The following is a 19,339-nucleotide window of genomic DNA, read 5'->3' as shown; positions in this document are numbered from 1 at the left end:
TATGAATTGTAAAAAATGTGGAGCTGAAATTGAAAATGGTTTAATGTACTGCCCAAAATGTGGGGAGTCTATTCAGCTTGTCCCTGATTACAACGTTTTAGAGGAAGAATTGCTTTCTAAGGTTGTAGAGGATAAAAACAAAAGCAAGGATGACAAATTCGCAACAGGCGTATATAAATACACTGAAAAGCCTGAAGTGAAAGAAAAGCCAATAGCTCCTAAGACAATTCCATCAGAGGAATCGCAGGTTTTTACAAAGAAAATTAAAACATTGATATTTATCGCCTTTATTCTGATTGCTATTATTGGCGCTTTCATGATTATTCCTTATGTTGGCAGTCATTCCTATGACAATATAATGAATAAAGCTGTGGATGCAGAAAATAACACAGAATATGCAAAGGCATTAGGATACTATGAGGAGGCCTTCGAAATAAATAGCACATCCTTTGAGGTAATATATGGCTTAGGCAGAATGTATTATCGTGTTAAGGATTATGAAAACGCAGTATTATATTTAGAGAAAGCCCTCGAAAGTGATCCTAATAACAAAAATATTTATACCTATTTGCTGGATTCACTTAGTATTCTAGGAGACACTGATAGTATTTATGAGTTGGCTCAAAATGCTACAGATGAGGAAATTAAGACCTTGATTAGCGGATACATTTTGCTTCCGCCGGCATTTAGCTATGAGGCAGGAGAGTATGATAAGGATTTTCTTTTACAGCTTACTACAACAGGGGATTATCAAATCTTCTATACTGTAAACGGCAAAAATCCTACCACCTCCGGAAAACTTTATTCTAAACCTATACAAATCACAGAAGGAACAACAGAGGTAAAGGCTGTTGCTCAGAATGAAGTGGGAGAATATTCAGAGGTTGCAAGCGCTAAATATGTGGTAACTCATAAGCAGCTATCATTGCCTGTAGTTTCACCAACAGATGGCGTTTACACCGAAAAGGTAATGATTTCAATTGATGTGCCTGAAGGCTGTAAAGCCTACTACACCTGGGATGGAACCAATCCTGTTCAAAATGGTATAGAGTATATGGAACCATTCCCGATTATTGAAGGTACAAGTGTTTTATCAGTAGTAATTGTGGATGAGGACGGTAATGTAAGTCCTACCTACCATGGCAATTACATTTATCAATCTTAAATTTAACATTTTGTTCACATTTATTACTCTATTTATACATAATTAATTAGTAATATAAAAGCATCTCAATAAGAGATACATTTTTCATAACATTATTCTCCCTTTGAAAGACACGTCACCGCAGGCGTGTCTTTTATTTTAAGCATTTTTTAGAATTTAAAGGGGTGACTATATATTGTTTAATTAGGGTAAATGGGCTAAAATAGTAAACATGAATGTAAGAATTCTATGTGTTGGCAAAATTAAAGAAAAGTTTTATAGGGACGCAATTTCCGAATATTCAAAACGCTTGTCCAAATATTGTAATCTTGAAATAGTTGAAGTAAACGATGAAAAGACATCTGAAAATTCAACAGAAACTGAGATTAATATAATAAAGGATAAAGAGGGAGAAAGAATTTTAAAGCATATCAAAGATAGAGATTATGCTATTGCACTTGCGATTCAAGGAAAGCAGCAGGATTCAGTTGCTTTTTCAAAATATATTGAAAATCTTGGCGTTACAGGTAACAGTTCTATATGTTTCATTATAGGTGGCTCTTTAGGGCTATCTGATGCTGTTATGAAGCGTTGCAATGCATCTATTTCTTTTTCCAAAATGACTTTTCCGCATCAGCTTATGAGGGTAATCCTTCTAGAACAAATCTACCGAGCTATGCGTATTATGAATAATGAGCCATATCACAAATAGTTTTAAAAAGGGGTGTATTTAATCATGAGAATGTATGATTTAATCGAAAAAAAGAAAATGGGGGAGGCTCTAACAACAGAGGAAATTTATCATATTGTTAATGGCTATACACATGATGAAATTCCAGATTATCAGATGTCTGCTCTTTTAATGGCAATATATTTTAAGGGCATGGATGTTAGAGAACGTTATGATCTTACAATGGCTATGCGCGATTCAGGAGACATTCTTGATCTTTCTTCAATCGATGGAGTTAAGATTGACAAGCATTCTACTGGTGGTGTAGGCGATAAGGTAACACTTGTACTTGGCCCTATTATTGCATCTATTGGAGTTCCTGTTGCAAAAATGAGTGGCCGTGGCTTGGGTCACACAGGTGGAACTATTGATAAGCTTGAAGCATTCCCAGGTTTTAATGGAGCTTTATCTGAAGAGCAGTTCATTAAGCAGGTTAACGATATCAAAATCGCCGTTACTGGTCAGTCTAAGAATTTAGCACCAGCTGATAAAAAGCTTTACGCTTTACGTGATGTTACAGCTACTGTTGATGAGATTTCACTTATCACAGGTTCTATTATGTCTAAGAAGCTTGCGGCTGGAACAGACGCTATCGTTCTTGATGTAACAGTTGGTGATGGCGCATTTATGAAGAACAAGGAGTCTGCTCTTGAACTTGCTAAATCTATGGTTGATATTGGTAAGCGTGCAGATAAAAAGATTGCAGCCGTCCTTACAAACATGGATGAGCCTCTTGGCTTTGCTGTAGGAAACAATCTTGAGGTTATAGAAGCAATCAATGCCTTAAATGGCAACGGCCCAGAGGATTTAATGGAAGTAGTTTACGAATTAGGTTCTCAGATGATTGTATTCTCAGGCATCGAAACAGATAAAGCAAAGGCTAGAGCACTTATGGAGGAGGCTGTCGCAAATGGTAAGGCCTTCGAAAAATTCCTGTCCTTCATCGAAGCACAGGGTGGAGATGCTTCTTACGCAAGGGATATTAACAAGTTTGCTCCTGCAAAATATGTTATCCCTGTAGAAGCTGAGTGTGACGGTTATGTTCATGCACTTAAGGCTGAAACCTTTGGACTTGCTTCCATGTCACTTGGCGGCGGCCGTGAGACCTTCGAGGATGTTATCGATATGTCAGTTGGTATTATCCTTAACAAAAAGGTTGGGGACGAAGTTAAGAAGGGTGAGCCTATTTGCTACGTTCATGCAAATGACGAAGCAAAGGCAAAGCACGCTATTGAAATGATTAAGGGTGCAACAGTTGTTAGCCCTGAAAAATGTGACCACATGAAATTGATTATAGATATTGTAGAATAATATGAGTGATTTTTCTTTAAGCATTAGTATCCCTGCTGATCACGCCTCTAATATTTTTGGTCAGTTTGATAAAAATATTAAGGCTATCGAAAAGGGAATGGATATTTCCTTTATCACCAGAGATGATTCTATTAAGGTGGTTGGAGATAAAGAGCATGTGGAACACGGTGTTATCGTGGTGGATGAGCTTTTATCTCTTTCAAAAAAGGGAAATATAATTACTACACAGGATGTTAATTACATTATGTCAGTTGAACAGGAAAAGATTGTAAACCATGATGTTTCTGAAGCAAGAGGTGAGATTATCTGTCACACAACAACAGGTAAGCCTGTTGCTCCCAAAACACTTGGTCAAAAGAAATACGTTGATGCTATTACAAATAATATGATTGTTTTTGGTGTTGGACCTGCCGGTACAGGTAAGACTTATCTTGCTATGGCAAAGGCAATCACAGCTTTTAAAAATGAGGAGGTTTCAAGAATTATCCTTACTCGTCCTGCTATTGAAGCTGGTGAAAAGCTTGGCTTCTTGCCTGGCGATTTGCAAAGCAAGGTTGATCCATACCTTAGACCATTATATGATGCCCTTTATCAAATAATGGGTGCTGAAGCTTTTCAACGTAATATGGAAAAAGGATTGATTGAGGTTGCTCCTCTTGCATATATGAGAGGCCGTACCTTGGACAATGCCTTTATTATTCTTGATGAAGCACAAAATACAACACCAGCCCAAATGAAAATGTTTTTAACAAGAATCGGCTTTGGTTCAAAGGCAGTTATCACTGGCGATAAGACTCAAAAGGATTTGCCTACTGGTGTTAAATCTGGTCTTGATGATGCCATGAGCGTCCTCAAGAATATTGAAGATATTAAGATTTGCAATTTGGATGCAAAAGATGTTGTGAGACATCCACTTGTTCAGAAAATTGTTAATGCTTATGAAGTGCATGATAAAAAACTGGAAAGCAGAAAAAGGAAAAATAATGAGACAGACAGATAGATTTTCTACTAAGAGAGTTGGTTATGCTGTTTTAATTTCGCTTATTTTTATAGCTGCTAATACGCTAATGTGCTCGATTGCATCAGTATTAGTGGATAAATATATTTGCATGATTGCAATTAATATTTGTTTTTTCTGCCTATTTTTACTTTTAATAATTCGCAGAAGGCTAGAGAATAAGCTGCCTGAATATAATTACATATCTTATGGTAAGATTGCTTTTGTGGTTGCCTTAGATTGGGCTTTAACAATCCTATTTAGTGTTTTTGCCCCTGATTTTTTTGCGCCATTTATTGTTTTACCGATTATTGCCAGTGCTGTTTTTGATGACAGTTTATCAAACGCCTTTGGCTTGTATTTAGTAATTATTACAGCCTTGTGCTTTGATTATAGCGTTTATATGATAATCTGCTATATTACCATGGTGCTGTTTGGCAATATGCTTGCTCACCTGCTTAGAAATAGTGAGAATCTACAAAGGCTCTATTCCCTCATTATTCTTTTTGCTGTTACCACGTTACTATCAGTAATTTTTTATTATTTTAATTATCTTGAGCTTCAGCTTTCAGTACTTGTATACGGACTTTTTGCTGGAGTGGCGGCTTGCCTGGTTACTGTAGTGCTATTGCCTATACTTGGGCTTTTTGTTGAAAAGGCGCAGATTATTCCTTACGAGGGCTTTATTGATCCTGATTATTCTTTAGTAAATGAAATTCGAATGTTTTCAACTATTGAATATCAGCATGCCAAAAGAATATCAGCCCTTTCTAAAAAGTGTGCCAAGGCAATAAATGCCAACGAAGGGCTTGCAGCCTGTGCAGCTTTTTATTATCGATTAGGCAAAATCGAGGGCGAACCGATGATTGACAATGCTATTAAAATAGCCAACAATCATTGCTTTCCAAATGATGTAATTAAAATAATGTCAGAGTATGGCGGCATAGTATCTTTGCCTAGTACAAAGGAATCAGCGATTGTTCACATGGTAGATTCTGTTGTTACCAAGGTAGAATTATTTGATTCAGATTCTATGAGCAGCTCATGGAATCAGAACATGGTAATATACCAGACAATCAACGAATTATCACAAAAAGGTTTTTATGATAATTCTGGACTTACCATGAACCAGTTTTTAATTATTCGAGATATTTTAGCAAATGAGGATATTTTAGCATGACAGTTTTTATTGAAAGTGAATGTGAAGTAGGATTTGAATTTGATTATGAAAAGATAGCAAAGGATGTTATCAACACAGCTATTGACTACATGAAATTCCCATTTGAAGCAGAATTAAGTGTCACACTTACTGATGACGATGGAATCCAAACTATAAATAAAGAATTCAGAGGTATTGATTCACCTACAGATGTTCTTTCATTCCCAATGATAGAATATACAACAGCTGGTGATTTCTCTGAAATAGAAGAAAATGATGATTTATTTAATCCAGAATCAGGAGAGGTAATTCTTGGAGATATTGTCCTTAACGTTCCTCGCATCTATAAACAGGCGGAAGAATATGGACATTCTACTCTTAGGGAATACGCTTTTCTTATAGCCCATAGTATGTTACATTTATTTGGGTTTGATCACATGACAGAGGATGAAGCTTCAGTCATGGAACAAAAACAACGAGAGATATTAGAGATACTTAATATTTCTCGAGATTAACGAAAAGGAGACATTAATCTATGAAAAAACAATTGGTATCCGCAATGCTTGTACTGGCAATGTCAGCATCTCTTATTGGCTGCGGTAAAAAGGATGCAGCTGAGGCTGATTCAACTACCACAATCGAGCCAGAGGAACAGGTAGAGGCTGTCGATGATTCCGTTGCTTTTTGGGATCAAACATCAGAGGATGGAAGAGTACATAGTTATTTAACTGGTGAGTGGGTAGACCCAAGTTATGGAAGAAAGCGCCCAGTAGCAGTTATGATTGAAAATACTAAGGCATGCTTACCACAGTATGGTATTGGTAATGCAGGTGTTATTTATGAGTGCGTTGTTGAGGGTGGCATCACTCGTATGATGGCTATTTTTGATGATTATTCTAATCTTGATCAGATTGGTAATATTCGAAGCTCTCGTCCTTATTATGTTTATTTTGCCAGTGAGTATGATGCAATTTATATGCATGCAGGTGGCAACCCAGCAGCTTTTGAGCTTATCGATGATAAAAATCTTGTAGATAATCTTAATGCTTTAACACTTGAGGGTAAGAAGGGTTCATCAGCTTCATATCGTACAGGTAAGACTGAGCATACTCTTTACACAAATTCAGAGGGTATTGATATCGGTATTCAGAAGCTTGGATACGATACTTCACTTCCTTCAAACTACGAGCCACACTTTAAGTTTGCTCCAGAGGGTAACGCTCTTGAAAATGGACAGGATTGCCAGGCAATTCAGTTGTACTATTACACAAACAAGCCTTATTGGATTTACAATGAGGATGATGGCTTATATTACAGATATGAGTTTAATCAGAAGCAGGTAGATGCTTTATCTGGTCAGCAATTAACAGCTAAGAATATCATTATTGAAAATGTTGATTGGTGGATTTATGAAGGCTCTCAGTATCTTGGTTATGTACTTTCATACAACACAGGTACTGGTAAGTATATTTCCAATGGTAAGATGGTAGATATTGTATGGTCTAAGGACGGAGATACTGATGTAACTCATTACTACGACTTAAACACTGGAGAAGAAATCCAGCTTAACGTCGGAACTACTTGGATTCAGGCTTGTCAGAAGGAATACACTGATGAGACTCAGTACTATGCAAACAAATCAGAATTTAGTAAGGCAAATTAGTTTTATATGACAAAAAGAAACAGAAAAGGCGATGCCGGTTTCTTAATGCAGGGAAGTATCCTTGCTATAGCTTCAATTATTAGCCGTATTGTGGGACTCATATATAGAATCCCACTTACGGCTACTATTGGGGATACGGGAAATGATTATTACGGTACAGCTTACGAAATATACAACATAATATTACTTATATCTTCATACAGCATTCCGCTTGCAGTATCAAAGCTGGTATCTGCCAGAATGGCGAAGGGGCACGTAAAGGACGCAAATAAAGTTTTGCACGGAGCCCTTCTTTTTGCGTTTATTAGTGGAGGTGCAGCCTCACTAATCGTTTTCTTTGGAGCGGAATTTTTTACAGGAACACTTTTAAAGACACCTTTGTCTGCAATAGCATTAAAGGTTTTAGCACCAACACTTTTGGTGGTTGCAGTTTTAGGTGTATTTAGAGGTTTTTTCCAGGGCTTGGGCACAATGATTCCAAGTGCTATTTCTCAAATAGGAGAACAGATTGTAAATGCCATTATTTCAGTGGTAGCTGCCAATATATTATTCAGCTATGGTAAAAGAGTAGGCGGTGTTTTAGGAGATGTAAAGAATTATGCAGCTGCATTTGGTGCTGCAGGCGGAACTTTAGGTACTTCTACAGGTGCAGGTTTTGCTTTAATCTTTATTTTGTTTATTTTCTTTGCTTTTACAAAGTCATTTAAGAAAATGCAAGCCAAGGACAAGACTACAAGGCTTGAAACCTATAGTGATGTTCTTCCGATTTTGATAATGACTATTATTCCTGTGCTACTTAGCACAACGGTTTATAATATCAGCTCAATTATTGATCAGGGTATTTTCAAAAACCTGGCATTACTTCAGGGATATTCTGTTGCTGAAACAAGTAAGAGCTGGGGTGTATTTACTGGAAAGTATAAAGTACTTATTAACGTACCTCTTTCTATTGCCTCTGCTATGGCAGCATCAACAGTACCTAGTCTTACTGCTGCATTTAATTCCAACGACAAAGCCTTGGTTAAAAAGCAGATTAACATGGCAAATCGTTTTGTTATGATAATCGCCTTTCCTTGTGCGGTTGGTATTATGGTTTTAGCATCACCTATACTTCAGCTTTTGTTTAATGATGCAGAAAAATCATCTGCTATGATGCTTGTTATTGGTGGGTGTTCAGTTGTATTTTATTCTCTATCTACCTTATCAAATGGTATTTTGCAGGGTATTGATAAGATGACAATTCCTGTTAAAAATGCACTTATAGCACTTGTTGCACATTTGGTATTACTGGTGATTTTGATAGAGGCCTTTCATCTACATATTTATGCTGTAATTATTGCAAATGCTTTTTATGCATTATTAATGTGCTTCCTGAATCAATCGGCAGTCCTTAGATTTTCTGGAGCCTCAATTGATATTAGAAAGGTAGTGCTTGCACCTTTAGAAGCATCTTTACTTATGGGTGTTGTTGCATTTTTAATGTATCATATGTTTGATGCATTATTCGTATTATGCACCTCCGCTCGAATTGCAAATTTCTTTGCATGTATTATTGCTATATTGATTGCAGTAGTAGTATATTTTGTTGCCTTGCTTTTATTTAGAGGTGTAGATGAAGAAACACTGCTTAAGTTCCCAGGTGGCAATAAGCTTTGTAATATAGCATATAGTTTACATTTATTGAGGTAGTTCTATGAATACAGATGAAAAGATTTACGACGTTTGTATAGTTGGAGCTGGTTTTTCTGGACTTGTTCTTGCAATTAAGCTTGCAAGGGCAGGTCTTTTGGTATGTTTAACCGATTTAAATAAAATGGTTGGCAGAAAGATTTTATCAACCGGTAACGGACGTTGTAATTTTACTAATAGCAGACTTGGAAAAGAATACTATTATAGCAACTCTGATTTGTCCTTCATTTCTGATAATCATCAGGAGTTTAGACAATTCCTTAGAGAGCTTGGTGTATTTGATAAAGATTTAGATGGATATTTTTATCCCTACACTAATCAGGCGAAAACAATTAGAGAAGCTTTGGAAAATGAGATTAACGCTTTAGGTGTTGATTTATATTTGGATAATAGAGCTACGGATATTTCTTTTGATAACGTATATACGGTAGTTACAAATAAATCCAAATTAATGGCAAAAAAGGTATGTGTTGCATGTGGTGGATTATCAGCAGCAACTTTAGGTTCTTCAAAATTTGGCTATAAAATGGCAAACAAATTTGGAATGCACACCACCAAGCTGGCACCTTCCTTAGTAGGTGTTACATCTTCTGATATTTGCCTTAAGGAGCTTGCAGGTGTTAGAGCTTCTGGAAGAGTTACCTATAAAGATCATTCCTGCGAAGGCGAGATTCAGTTTAATAAGGATGGTGTTTCAGGATATCCAGTAATGTGCATCAGTCGTTTTATTGGTTTAGATGAATTGGATAAGAGATTATCGGATATACGAATTGATTTTGTTCCTTATCTTACAAATGAGGAGCTTACCGAGGAAATAAAAAATAGATTTTCTAAAAATCAAGACCAGACTATTATTAGCAGTCTGCTTGGCTTGTGTAATGAAAAGGCTGTTGAACAGGTAGTTAGCTACTCAAGAATCTATGGAGATACGGCAGTTAAAAAGCTTGATGATGAAGATATAGAAAATCTTGTATATAATTTTAAAGCCTTTTCTATATCAGTAAATGGTACTAAAGGCTTTGACAATTCCCAGGTTACTGCAGGTGGCGTTGATTTAGCAGATATCAATTTGGATACCATGGAGTCTCTTACAAAGTCTGGGTTATATTTTATTGGTGAGGTTTTAGATGTGGATGGAATCTGTGGAGGCTACAATCTTACATGGGCTTATACTTCTGCAATTCTTGCTGCAAATGATTTGATTAAGGTGATTAAATGTTAAAAATAGATCAGATAAAACTAAGTGTATATGATGATGATGCTAAAATTAAGGATATGCTTGCCAAAAAGCTTAGAGTTAATGCTTCGCAGATTAAGGAATATTCCATTCTTAAAAAGTCTGTAGATGCTAGAAAGAAGCCAGATGTCTTTTATGTATATTCAATAATTGCTTCTCTTTCTGCAGAGGATGAAAAACGAATCCTTTCAAAAGCAAAAAAGGATAATAATATCAATCCTTATAAGCCTATCGTATATACGATACCTACTCTAACAAAAGCTACTTCTAGGCCTATCATCATAGGTGCAGGACCAGCGGGGCTTTTTGCAGCCTATATAATGGCCTTAAACCATATGAATCCTTTGGTATTAGAACGAGGAAAAATGGTAGAGGACAGAACAAAGGATATATTAAAGTTTTGGGAGACGGGTGTACTTGACACTTCTTCAAATGTGCAGTTCGGCGAAGGTGGTGCAGGCACCTTTTCTGACGGTAAGCTTAACACACTTGTTAATGACAAAGAGGGGCGCAATAAATTTGTTTTGGAAACCTTTGTTAAGTTTGGTGCTCCAGCAAATATTCTTTACGATTACAAGCCTCATATTGGTACAGATATATTAAAAATTGTCATTGAAAACATGCGTAAGGAAATCATCAGCCTTGGTGGCGAGTTTAAATTCAACACTAGAGTAGATGATTTTGTAATCGAGGATAATAAAATTAAAGGCGTTATATGTCAGGACAAGACTTATGAAAGTGAGACTGTAGTTCTTGCTATTGGACATAGTGCCAGAGATACCTTTGAAAAGCTTTTTAATAAAGGAATACACATGGAAGCCAAGGATTTTGCTGTAGGCTTTCGAATTGAGCACCCACAGGAAATGATTTCTATGTCCATGTATGATAAAGCTTTTACAAAGCTTGAACCTGCTCCATATAAGCTTGCTACAAACCTTGAAAATGGAAGAGGTGTTTATTCCTTCTGTATGTGTCCAGGCGGCTTTGTGGTTAATTCTTCTTCAGAAGAAAATCGCCTTGTAGTTAATGGAATGAGCTATTCAAAACGAGATAGTAAAAATGCCAACAGTGCTATTGTTGTTTCTGTTGGTGAAAGGGAATTTGATAAAACAAATCCACTTTCAGGAATTGCGTATCAGCGTCATATTGAAGAAATGGCATTTAAGGCAGGCATGGGCAAAATTCCTCAGCAGTTATACGGGGATTACAAGGCCAAAAAGCTTAGCACCTCCTATGGTGCATTTACTTCTGAAACTAAGGGCAATACAGCCTTTGGTATGCTTTCTGAGATATTTTCTCAAGATATTTACAACTCTTTTATTGACGCAATGGGTACCTTTGGGTCTAAAATAAAAGGGTTCGATAGAGAAGATGCAATTCTAAGTGGTGTTGAAAGTAGAACCTCATCACCAGTTAGAATTAATCGTAATGAATTATTTCAAGCAAATGTGTCAGGTCTTTATCCATGTGGTGAGGGAGCTGGCTATGCAGGGGGAATCACCTCTGCAGCTATGGATGGAATCAAGGTTGCACAAGCAGTTATTTCAAACATAAATTTATAGAATAAGGTGGGAATACTAGTGGCAGAATACACTCCAATGATGCAGGAGTATCTTAAGACAAAAGCTGAATATAATGATTGTATCTTATTTTACCGTTTAGGTGATTTTTACGAGATGTTTTTTGAGGATGCAAAAACAGCCTCTAAAGAACTTGAACTTACACTTACAGGAAAGGCTTGCGGCGCGGAAGAAAAGGCTCCTATGTGTGGAGTCCCATTTCATGCTGCCGACACCTATATTAATAGATTGGTTGCAAGAGGCTACAAGGTAGCTATTTGCGAGCAGGTGGAGGACCCAAAGGAAGCAAAGGGCTTGGTTAAGCGTGAGGTTATCAGGGTGGTTACTCCTGGAACTAATATTGACCAGCTGGCTTTAGAGGAAGGAAGCAATAATTTCATCATGTCCCTTGTTTATAGCAAAGGGATTTTTGGCATTGCTGCTTGTGATGTATCTACTGCCGATTTCTTTCTTACACAGGTCAATAGCACAAGAGCCTTAACAGATGAGCTTTTCAGATTTAATCCAGCGGAAATCATTTATCATAAATCACTTTATGAATCTGGAATTGATATTGCTGATTTGGCAGAAAGATTAGAGTGCGCTTTATCGCAGCTGGATGAATCATATTTTGATGATACGTTAAGCACTAGAGAGCTTTTAAATCATTTCAGGGCCCATTCATTGGAGGGCTTGGGACTTATTGATTTCCCAATAGGAAAGGTGGCTGCAGGATCCCTTTTGATTTACCTTAAGGAGACTCAGAAATCAGAGCTTACACATCTTACTCATGTAACACCATATACAGATGGTAAATTCATGCTAATTGATAGCTCTACAAGACGTAACTTAGAGCTTACAGAAACTATGCGTGACAAGCAAAAGCGTGGTTCACTATTATGGGTTTTAGACAAAACAAAAACTGCAATGGGTGCACGTCAGCTAAAAAGCTTTATAGAGCAGCCTTTAATATCAGTTGATGAAATTATCAGAAGACAGGATGCTATCGAGGAAATCAACCAATCCTTAATTGATAGAGAGGAGCTTCGAGAGTACCTTTCTTCGGTTTACGATTTGGAGCGTCTTATTACAAAAATCACCTATCAATCTGCTAATCCTAGAGATTTGATTGCCTTTAAGCAGTCTATTGGAATGCTTTCTCCAATCAAAGCTTTATTAAATGGTTTTCATAGTCATTTGCTTAATGATTTGAATGCCAATATAGATGATTTAAAGGATTTGTTTGTTTTAATCGATGAGGCTATTGATGAAGAACCACCTATTTCAGCCAGAGATGGTGATATTATTAAAACTGGCTACAACGAAGAGGTGGACAAGCTTCGCGCAGCTAAAATCGATGGCAAAAAATGGCTTGCTGATTTAGAGGCAAAGGAACGTGAAAAAACTGGAATCAAGAATCTAAAGATTAAGTTCAATAAGGTCTTTGGATTTTACCTTGAGGTAACAAATTCCTACAAGGATTTAGTTCCAGATTATTATGTTAGAAAACAGACTCTTGCAAACGCTGAAAGATATTACACTCCAGAACTAAAGGAGCTTGAGGATAGTATTCTTGGAGCGGAAGATAGATTAAACACAATCGAATACGAATTTTTCAAATCTGTTAGAGACACTATTGCAGGGGAGGTAGATAGAATTCAGATCAGCGCAAAGGCTATTGCTGTTTTGGATGCTATCATATCGCTTGCTGTGGTATCTGAAAAAAATCACTACGTTAAGCCTGTTATTAACAATAGAGGAGTTATTGATATTAAAGATGGTAGACATCCTGTTGTTGAGCAAATGATTAATGCAGACCAATTCATTTCTAATGATTGCTATTTAGATTTGGATTCTAACACGATTGCTATAATTACTGGCCCAAATATGGCTGGTAAATCTACATACATGAGACAGGTTGCTCTTATTGTGCTTATGGCGCAAATAGGTAGCTTTGTTCCTGCAAAGGAGGCTACTATCGGTGTAGTAGACAGAATCTTTACCCGTGTTGGTGCATCAGACGATTTATCTACGGGCCAATCTACCTTCATGGTTGAAATGAACGAGGTGGCAAATATTCTTAACAACGCTACCAATAAATCCTTGTTGATTCTTGACGAAATCGGCAGAGGAACCTCTACCTATGATGGTCTATCTATTGCCTGGGCAGTTGTTGAGCATATTGCTTATAATATTGGGGCAAAGTCTTTATTTGCCACACATTACCACGAGCTTACAGAGCTTGAGGGACAGTTAAAGGGAGTACATAATTACTGTATCGCAGTTCAGGAATTAGGGGAGGATATTATATTCCTTCGCAAAATTATTTCTGGCGGCGCGGATCAAAGCTACGGTATACAGGTTGCCAGACTGGCAGGGCTGCCTGAGGAGGTGTTATCTAGAGCCCGCACAATAGTTAATTCTCTTAATGAAAACGATATTGCTGCGGTTTCAGATAAAATTGCTTTCCAGGAGAAGATGGAAGAAAGGCTTCAGTCTTTGGAGGGAATTTCCATTTCAGAGTCAGATGCCGCTGTTATATCTGAATTGAAGGATTTAGATGTTACCAAAATCACTCCTCTTGAAAGCCTGAACATATTGTATGAATTACATAATAGGGTTAACGAATAATGGGAAAAATTAATTTACTAAGCCAGGAAACAATCGACAAAATTGCTGCAGGTGAAGTGGTGGAACGACCAGCATCTGTGGCAAAGGAGCTTATTGAAAACAGTATCGATGCTGGGGCAACAGCCATCTCAGTAGAAATTAAAGGTGGCGGCGTGGAATATCTTCGTATTACGGATAATGGCTCCGGAATTGATAAGGATCAAATTCAAATTGCTTTCTTGCGACATTCTACCAGTAAGATTCAATCAGCAGAGGATTTGGCTTCTGTACGCTCACTAGGTTTTAGAGGTGAAGCTCTTTCAAGTATTTCTGCAGTTGCCAAGGTGGAGCTTATTACAAAGACTAAGGATTCATTGCTTGGTAGCAGTTATATTATTGAGGGCGCCAAGGAGATTTCTTTCAATGATATCGGTGCACCAGATGGAACCACCTTTATTGTAAGACAGCTGTTTTTCAATACACCTGCAAGAAAGAAATTTCTTAAATCAGAGAGTACGGAAGGTAGTTATGTGTTTGATGTGGTAGAGCATCTGGCACTTTCTCATCCTGAAATTTCCTTTAAATTTTTGCTAAATGGCAAGGAAAAGCTTATGACATCTGGAAACGGTAGTCTGTCCGATACCATTTATCAAATTTACGGAAGAACTATTGCTTCAAATGTACTTGATATTGACTACGAGGATGAAAAGGTAAAGATTACTGGCTTCATTGGACAGTCGGTTATAGCTAGAGGAAATCGTGCTTTTGAGCATTTCTTTGTAAATAATAGATATATTAAAAGCCCACATCTCTCCAAGGCCTGTGAGGAGGGCTATTACGGCTTTTTGATGGGACATCAGTATCCATTTTTCGTAATTAATATAGATTTTGATGATGATGTTGTTGATGTAAATGTGCATCCTACGAAGCAGGAAGTTAGGTTTGAGGATGAGGCTATTATCCTTGAAATTCTCACAAAGACTATCAATAACAGACTTCGCAAAAGAGAAGATGTTTTAGAGGCACATATTGATGAGCCTAAAAACAATCATACTCCTACATCTACCTATACACCTATGACAGAAGCTGCGCCTGTCACATCTTTTGAAAATAAAAGCAGCTACACAGAAGAAATTATTCCGCCTATTCAGCCGGTTGAAGAAGAAAAGGTGGTGGAATCACCTAAGCCTGCACCGGTAAAAATGCCAGAGCCATTTGAAAGAGATAGATTAGAAAAAATAAAGGCTCAGGTTACAGCTCAAATTAGAAGTGATACACCTTATGAAAAGAAGTTTGCCGAAAAAAATAGAGGTGGAGAAAAGTATGAGCAGATTAGCTTTTTAAAGGAAGAAGCAGTCAAGGAGCATAAAATAATCGGTCAGGTATTCGATACCTATTGGATTATCGAGTACGATAAAAAAATGTATATTATCGATCAGCACGCTGCCCATGAAAAGGTGCTTTTCGAAAAGACTATGGCTCGTTTAAAAAATAATGAGATGACCTCACAGATGATTAGCCCACCAGTCATCATTTCTTTAAGCCCACAGGATATTTTACTTTTTGAAAATTATCATGAGGCCTTTGAAAAAATCGGCTTTAGTATAGAATCCTTTGGTGGCAACGAGCTTGCTATAAACGGTATTCCAGGAAACATGCTAAACCTTGATCCAAAGGTTTTATTTATGGAAATATTAGCAGAATGTGATAAATACAAATCATCAGATTCATTTGATATGATTGTGGAGCGAGTTGCATCTATGTCCTGCAAGGCAGCAGTAAAGGGCAACAATCGCTTATCCTTCCCAGAGGTTAAGACACTTATTGATGATTTAATGAAGCTTGAAAATCCATATCATTGTCCTCATGGCAGACCAACAATGATATCATTTTCAGAATATGAACTAGCTAAGAAATTTAAAAGGATTGTTTAATGAATAATTTAGTTATTTTGACAGGCCCAACTGCTGTAGGAAAAACATCGCTTTCTATTAATCTCGCCAAGGCTATAAATGGCGAGATTATTTCTGCTGACTCAATGCAGATTTACAAAGGGATGGACATTGGCACCGCAAAAATCACCACTGAGGAGATGGACGGTGTGCCACATCATCTTATTGATGTTATTGAGCCTACAGAGGACTTTCATGTGGTGAAATTTAAAGCCATGGTAGAGGCTGCAATTGAAGAAATTTATAAAAAAGGCAAGGTGCCTATTATATGTGGAGGCACAGGCTTTTATATTCAGGCTATTTTATATGATATTGATTTTACAGAAAATGAAATAGATAAAACATATAGAAAAAGTCTTGAAGCTTTTGCTGAGGAAAATGGAGAAGAGGCACTTCATGATAAATTAAAGGCTATTGATCCAGAATCTGCAGCATCAATTCCAGCGGCCAATGTAAAACGTGTTATTCGTGCTATAGAATATTTCGAACAGACCGGGGAGAAGTTTTCTAAGCATAATGCCACTCAAAAAGAAAAAAATAGTCCTTATAATTTTGCATATTTTGTACTGAATGATGATAGAACTTTGTTGTATAATCGCATAGATGCAAGAGTTGATAAGATGATTGCAGACGGACTTGTGGATGAGGTTAAGGAATTACTTCGTCAAGGGGTTAAGCCAGGTATGACAGCAATGGATGGCATCGGCTACAAGGAATTGCTTGATTATCTTAACGGCAATGGTACACTTGAGGATGCGATTGAATTAATCAAGAAAAAATCCAGAAACTATGCCAAAAGACAGCTTACATGGTTCAGACGTGAAAGAGATGTTATTTGGCTTGATAAAACTGTATATGATACAGAAGCTAAGCTTTTAGATGAAATTTTAGCTAAGCTTAATGAGAAAGGAATTATAGAAAGTGTTTGAGATTTATAAGAATTTTGGTATTTCAAAAGAAGTATTCGATTACGGAAATGAAATTATAAAAAGCCTTGAGCCTAGATTCAAAGAAATTGATGATGTGGCAGAATATAATCAGCTCAAGGTTTTAAAGGCAATGCAGGAGCATAAGGTCGCTGCTGAATGCTTTAATACTTCTACAGGCTATGGCTATGATGATGTTGGACGTGATACTCTTGAGAAGGTTTACGCATCAGTGTTTAAGGCAGAAGATGCTTTGGTTCGTCCTCAGATTACCTGCGGAACACATGCACTTGCACTTGCTTTAATGAGTAATCTTCGCCCAGGAGACGAGCTCCTTTCACCTGTTGGCAAGCCATATGATACTCTTGAGGAGGTTATTGGTATTAGACCTTCTAATGGTTCGCTTGCAGAATATGGAATTACCTACGCTCAGGTAGATTTACTTGAAAATGGCGATTTTGATTATGATGGTATCAAGGCTGCTATCAATGATAAAACAAAGCTTGTTACTATTCAGCGTTCAAAGGGCTATGCTAACAGACCTACTTTGTCAGTTGAAAAAATCGGTGAGCTTATTTCATTTATTAAGAATATTAAGCCAGACATTATCTGTATGGTAGATAATTGCTACGGCGAATTCGTGGAGAAGATTGAGCCAACTGAGGTTGGTGCTGATATGTGCGTTGGTTCACTTATTAAGAATCCAGGCGGCGGTTTAGCTCCAATCGGTGGTTATATCGTAGGAACAAAGGCTTGTGTTGAAAATGCAGCACATCGTCTTACATCACCTGGCCTTGGAAAAGAAGTTGGAGCTTCACTTGGTATCATGCAGTCCTTCTATCAGGGCTTCTTCCTTGCACCAACAGTTGTTGCAGGTGCACTTAAGGGTGCTATTTTTGCAGCAAATGTATATGAAAAATTAGGTTTCCTTTGTGTACCAAATTCTACAGAGGAAAGATACGATATCATTCAGGCTGTTTCCTTCAACAAGCCAGAGGGATTGATTGCCTTCTGTGAAGGTATTCAGGCTGCTGCACCAGTTGATTCTTACGTTACTCCAGAACCTTGGGATATGCCAGGCTACGATAGTCAGGTTATTATGGCTGCTGGAGCCTTTGTGCAGGGTTCATCTATCGAATTATCTGCAGATGGCCCACTTAGACCACCATACACAGCATTTTTCCAGGGCGGTCTTACTTGGAATCACGCCAAGCTTGGTATCCTTAAATCATTACAAAAACTAGTGGATGCTTGCCTTGTGAACCTATCACAACTGTGTTAAAATTTGTATGATTGTGAGCATTTTTGTTTGCAGAAACTTTTATATATAAGATGGAGGAATGTCATGGCCAATTCATTTGGTATTGATATAGGAACACAGAACCTAAAGGTTTTTAGTGGTTCTAACAATCAGATTACAAATATTAAAAATACAATCGCTATTGTTAACAAAAATCAGATGTACTCATACGGTGATAGCGCTTATTCTATGTATGAAAAGGCACCTGAAACTATAGCTGTTTCATTTCCAATTGTTTCTGGAGTAATTGCAGATTTTGATAACATGCAGACTTTATTATTCCAGGTTTTGGAAAACGATTTAAAGGGTAAAATCAAAGGAAGCGACATTGTAGTTGCAGTTCCTACAGATATTACAGAGGTTGAAAAGAAGGCTTTTGCTGACTTATTTAGCAAATCTAAGAATAAGCCACATTCAATTCGTATATGCGAAAAGCCTATTGCATCAGCAATCGGTTTAGGTCTTGATGTTTCTGAGCCTACAGGTGTTATGGTTGTAGACTTAGGTGCTGATACTACAGAAATTTCAGTTATTTCTTTAGGAGGACTTGTTTTATCAGAGCTTCTTCCATTTGGTGGTAACCAAATTGATGAATCAATCGTTACTTACTTAAAGCGCAACTTCAATCTTGTTATCGGTCAAAAGACTGCAAAGCAGCTTAAAGAGGAAATCGGTTCTGCTCTAGAGGGAAGAGGAGAAAAGCTTACTGTTGTAGGTCGTGATGTGGTAAGCGGACTTCCAATTGAAATGGAAATCGAAAGCGACACAATCTACAATGCAATTAGCGCAGATCTTGAGACCTTCTGCACTAACGTTAAGCTTATTCTTGAAAAGGTTCCACCAGAGCTTGCAAAAGATATTGTTCATTCAGGTATCTATCTTACAGGTGGTACATCTCAGTTATATCAGCTTCCTGATTTATTCTCTGAGGTTACAAATATCAAGGTTAATGCTTTTGAAGAACCACAGGAATCTTGCGTAAGAGGTCTTGGTCAGGTGCTTTCAGATCCTAAATTCAAGATTTATGGTTATGGTATGAAACATAGAATTTTTAAATAATTA

15 protein-coding genes are annotated in these 19,339 nt (G+C 37.2%); all 15 read left to right on the top strand.

Going from position 1 to position 19,339, the window contains the following annotated elements; all coding sequences use genetic code 11:
• Position 1 precedes the first annotated feature (1 nt).
• Positions 2–1,165, top strand: coding sequence for a chitobiase/beta-hexosaminidase C-terminal domain-containing protein (locus BM097_RS02140; RefSeq protein ID WP_090545435.1), 1,164 nt, complete (start codon positions 2–4; stop codon positions 1,163–1,165).
• Positions 1,166–1,376: 211 nt separating this feature from the next.
• Positions 1,377–1,856, top strand: a complete 480-nt coding sequence (gene rlmH / locus BM097_RS02135; protein ID WP_090545433.1) for a 23S rRNA (pseudouridine(1915)-N(3))-methyltransferase RlmH — start codon at positions 1,377–1,379, stop codon at positions 1,854–1,856.
• Positions 1,857–1,880: 24 nt separating this feature from the next.
• Positions 1,881–3,185 carry a pyrimidine-nucleoside phosphorylase gene (locus BM097_RS02130; protein WP_090545431.1) on the top strand — a complete coding sequence of 435 codons (1,305 nt, stop codon included), beginning with the start codon at positions 1,881–1,883 and terminating at the stop codon, positions 3,183–3,185.
• A 1-nt stretch (position 3,186) separates the two neighbouring features.
• Entirely contained in the window at positions 3,187–4,185 is a 999-nt protein-coding gene (locus BM097_RS02125; RefSeq protein ID WP_090545429.1) for a PhoH family protein, read from the top strand.
• Positions 4,169–5,362, top strand: coding sequence for a hypothetical protein (locus BM097_RS02120; protein WP_090545427.1), 1,194 nt, complete (start codon positions 4,169–4,171; stop codon positions 5,360–5,362). The genes BM097_RS02125 and BM097_RS02120 overlap by 17 nt, the downstream gene beginning before the upstream one ends.
• A complete protein-coding gene (ybeY, locus tag BM097_RS02115) occupies positions 5,359–5,856 on the top strand; it encodes an rRNA maturation RNase YbeY (RefSeq protein WP_090545425.1) in 498 nt (165 codons plus the stop codon). Before BM097_RS02120 ends, ybeY begins: the two co-directional genes overlap by 4 nt.
• 20 nt (positions 5,857–5,876) lie before the next feature.
• On the top strand, positions 5,877–7,004 hold the full coding sequence (locus BM097_RS02110) for a DUF3048 domain-containing protein (RefSeq protein ID WP_090545423.1): 1,128 nt from the start codon (positions 5,877–5,879) through the stop codon (positions 7,002–7,004).
• A gap of 6 nt (positions 7,005–7,010) precedes the next feature.
• Entirely contained in the window at positions 7,011–8,693 is a 1,683-nt protein-coding gene (locus BM097_RS02105) for a putative polysaccharide biosynthesis protein (protein ID WP_090545420.1), read from the top strand.
• Positions 8,694–8,697: 4 nt separating this feature from the next.
• Entirely contained in the window at positions 8,698–9,915 is a 1,218-nt protein-coding gene (locus tag BM097_RS02100; protein ID WP_090545418.1) for an aminoacetone oxidase family FAD-binding enzyme, read from the top strand.
• Positions 9,909–11,492, top strand: coding sequence for an NAD(P)/FAD-dependent oxidoreductase (locus BM097_RS02095; protein ID WP_090545416.1), 1,584 nt, complete (start codon positions 9,909–9,911; stop codon positions 11,490–11,492). Before BM097_RS02100 ends, BM097_RS02095 begins: the two co-directional genes overlap by 7 nt.
• 36 nt (positions 11,493–11,528) lie before the next feature.
• Entirely contained in the window at positions 11,529–14,120 is a 2,592-nt protein-coding gene (mutS, locus tag BM097_RS02090; protein WP_090545700.1) for a DNA mismatch repair protein MutS, read from the top strand.
• Positions 14,120–16,033, top strand: coding sequence for a DNA mismatch repair endonuclease MutL (gene mutL, locus BM097_RS02085; protein WP_090545414.1), 1,914 nt, complete (start codon positions 14,120–14,122; stop codon positions 16,031–16,033). The genes mutS and mutL overlap by 1 nt, the downstream gene beginning before the upstream one ends.
• Positions 16,033–16,980 (top strand): tRNA (adenosine(37)-N6)-dimethylallyltransferase MiaA, encoded by a 948-nt coding sequence (miaA, locus tag BM097_RS02080; protein ID WP_090545412.1) that lies wholly within the window; start codon positions 16,033–16,035, stop codon positions 16,978–16,980. The genes mutL and miaA overlap by 1 nt, the downstream gene beginning before the upstream one ends.
• Complete coding sequence (locus BM097_RS02075) at positions 16,973–18,259, top strand: methionine gamma-lyase family protein (RefSeq protein WP_090545410.1); 1,287 nt, start codon at positions 16,973–16,975, stop codon at positions 18,257–18,259. The genes miaA and BM097_RS02075 overlap by 8 nt, the downstream gene beginning before the upstream one ends.
• A gap of 63 nt (positions 18,260–18,322) precedes the next feature.
• A complete protein-coding gene (gene mreB, locus BM097_RS02070; protein ID WP_090545408.1) occupies positions 18,323–19,336 on the top strand; it encodes a rod shape-determining protein in 1,014 nt (337 codons plus the stop codon).
• Positions 19,337–19,339 lie beyond the last annotated feature (3 nt).

The organism is Pseudobutyrivibrio sp. OR37 (genome assembly GCF_900113655.1).
GTDB lineage: Bacteria > Bacillota > Clostridia > Lachnospirales > Lachnospiraceae > Pseudobutyrivibrio.
This window is presented reverse-complemented; position numbering and strand designations above follow the sequence as displayed.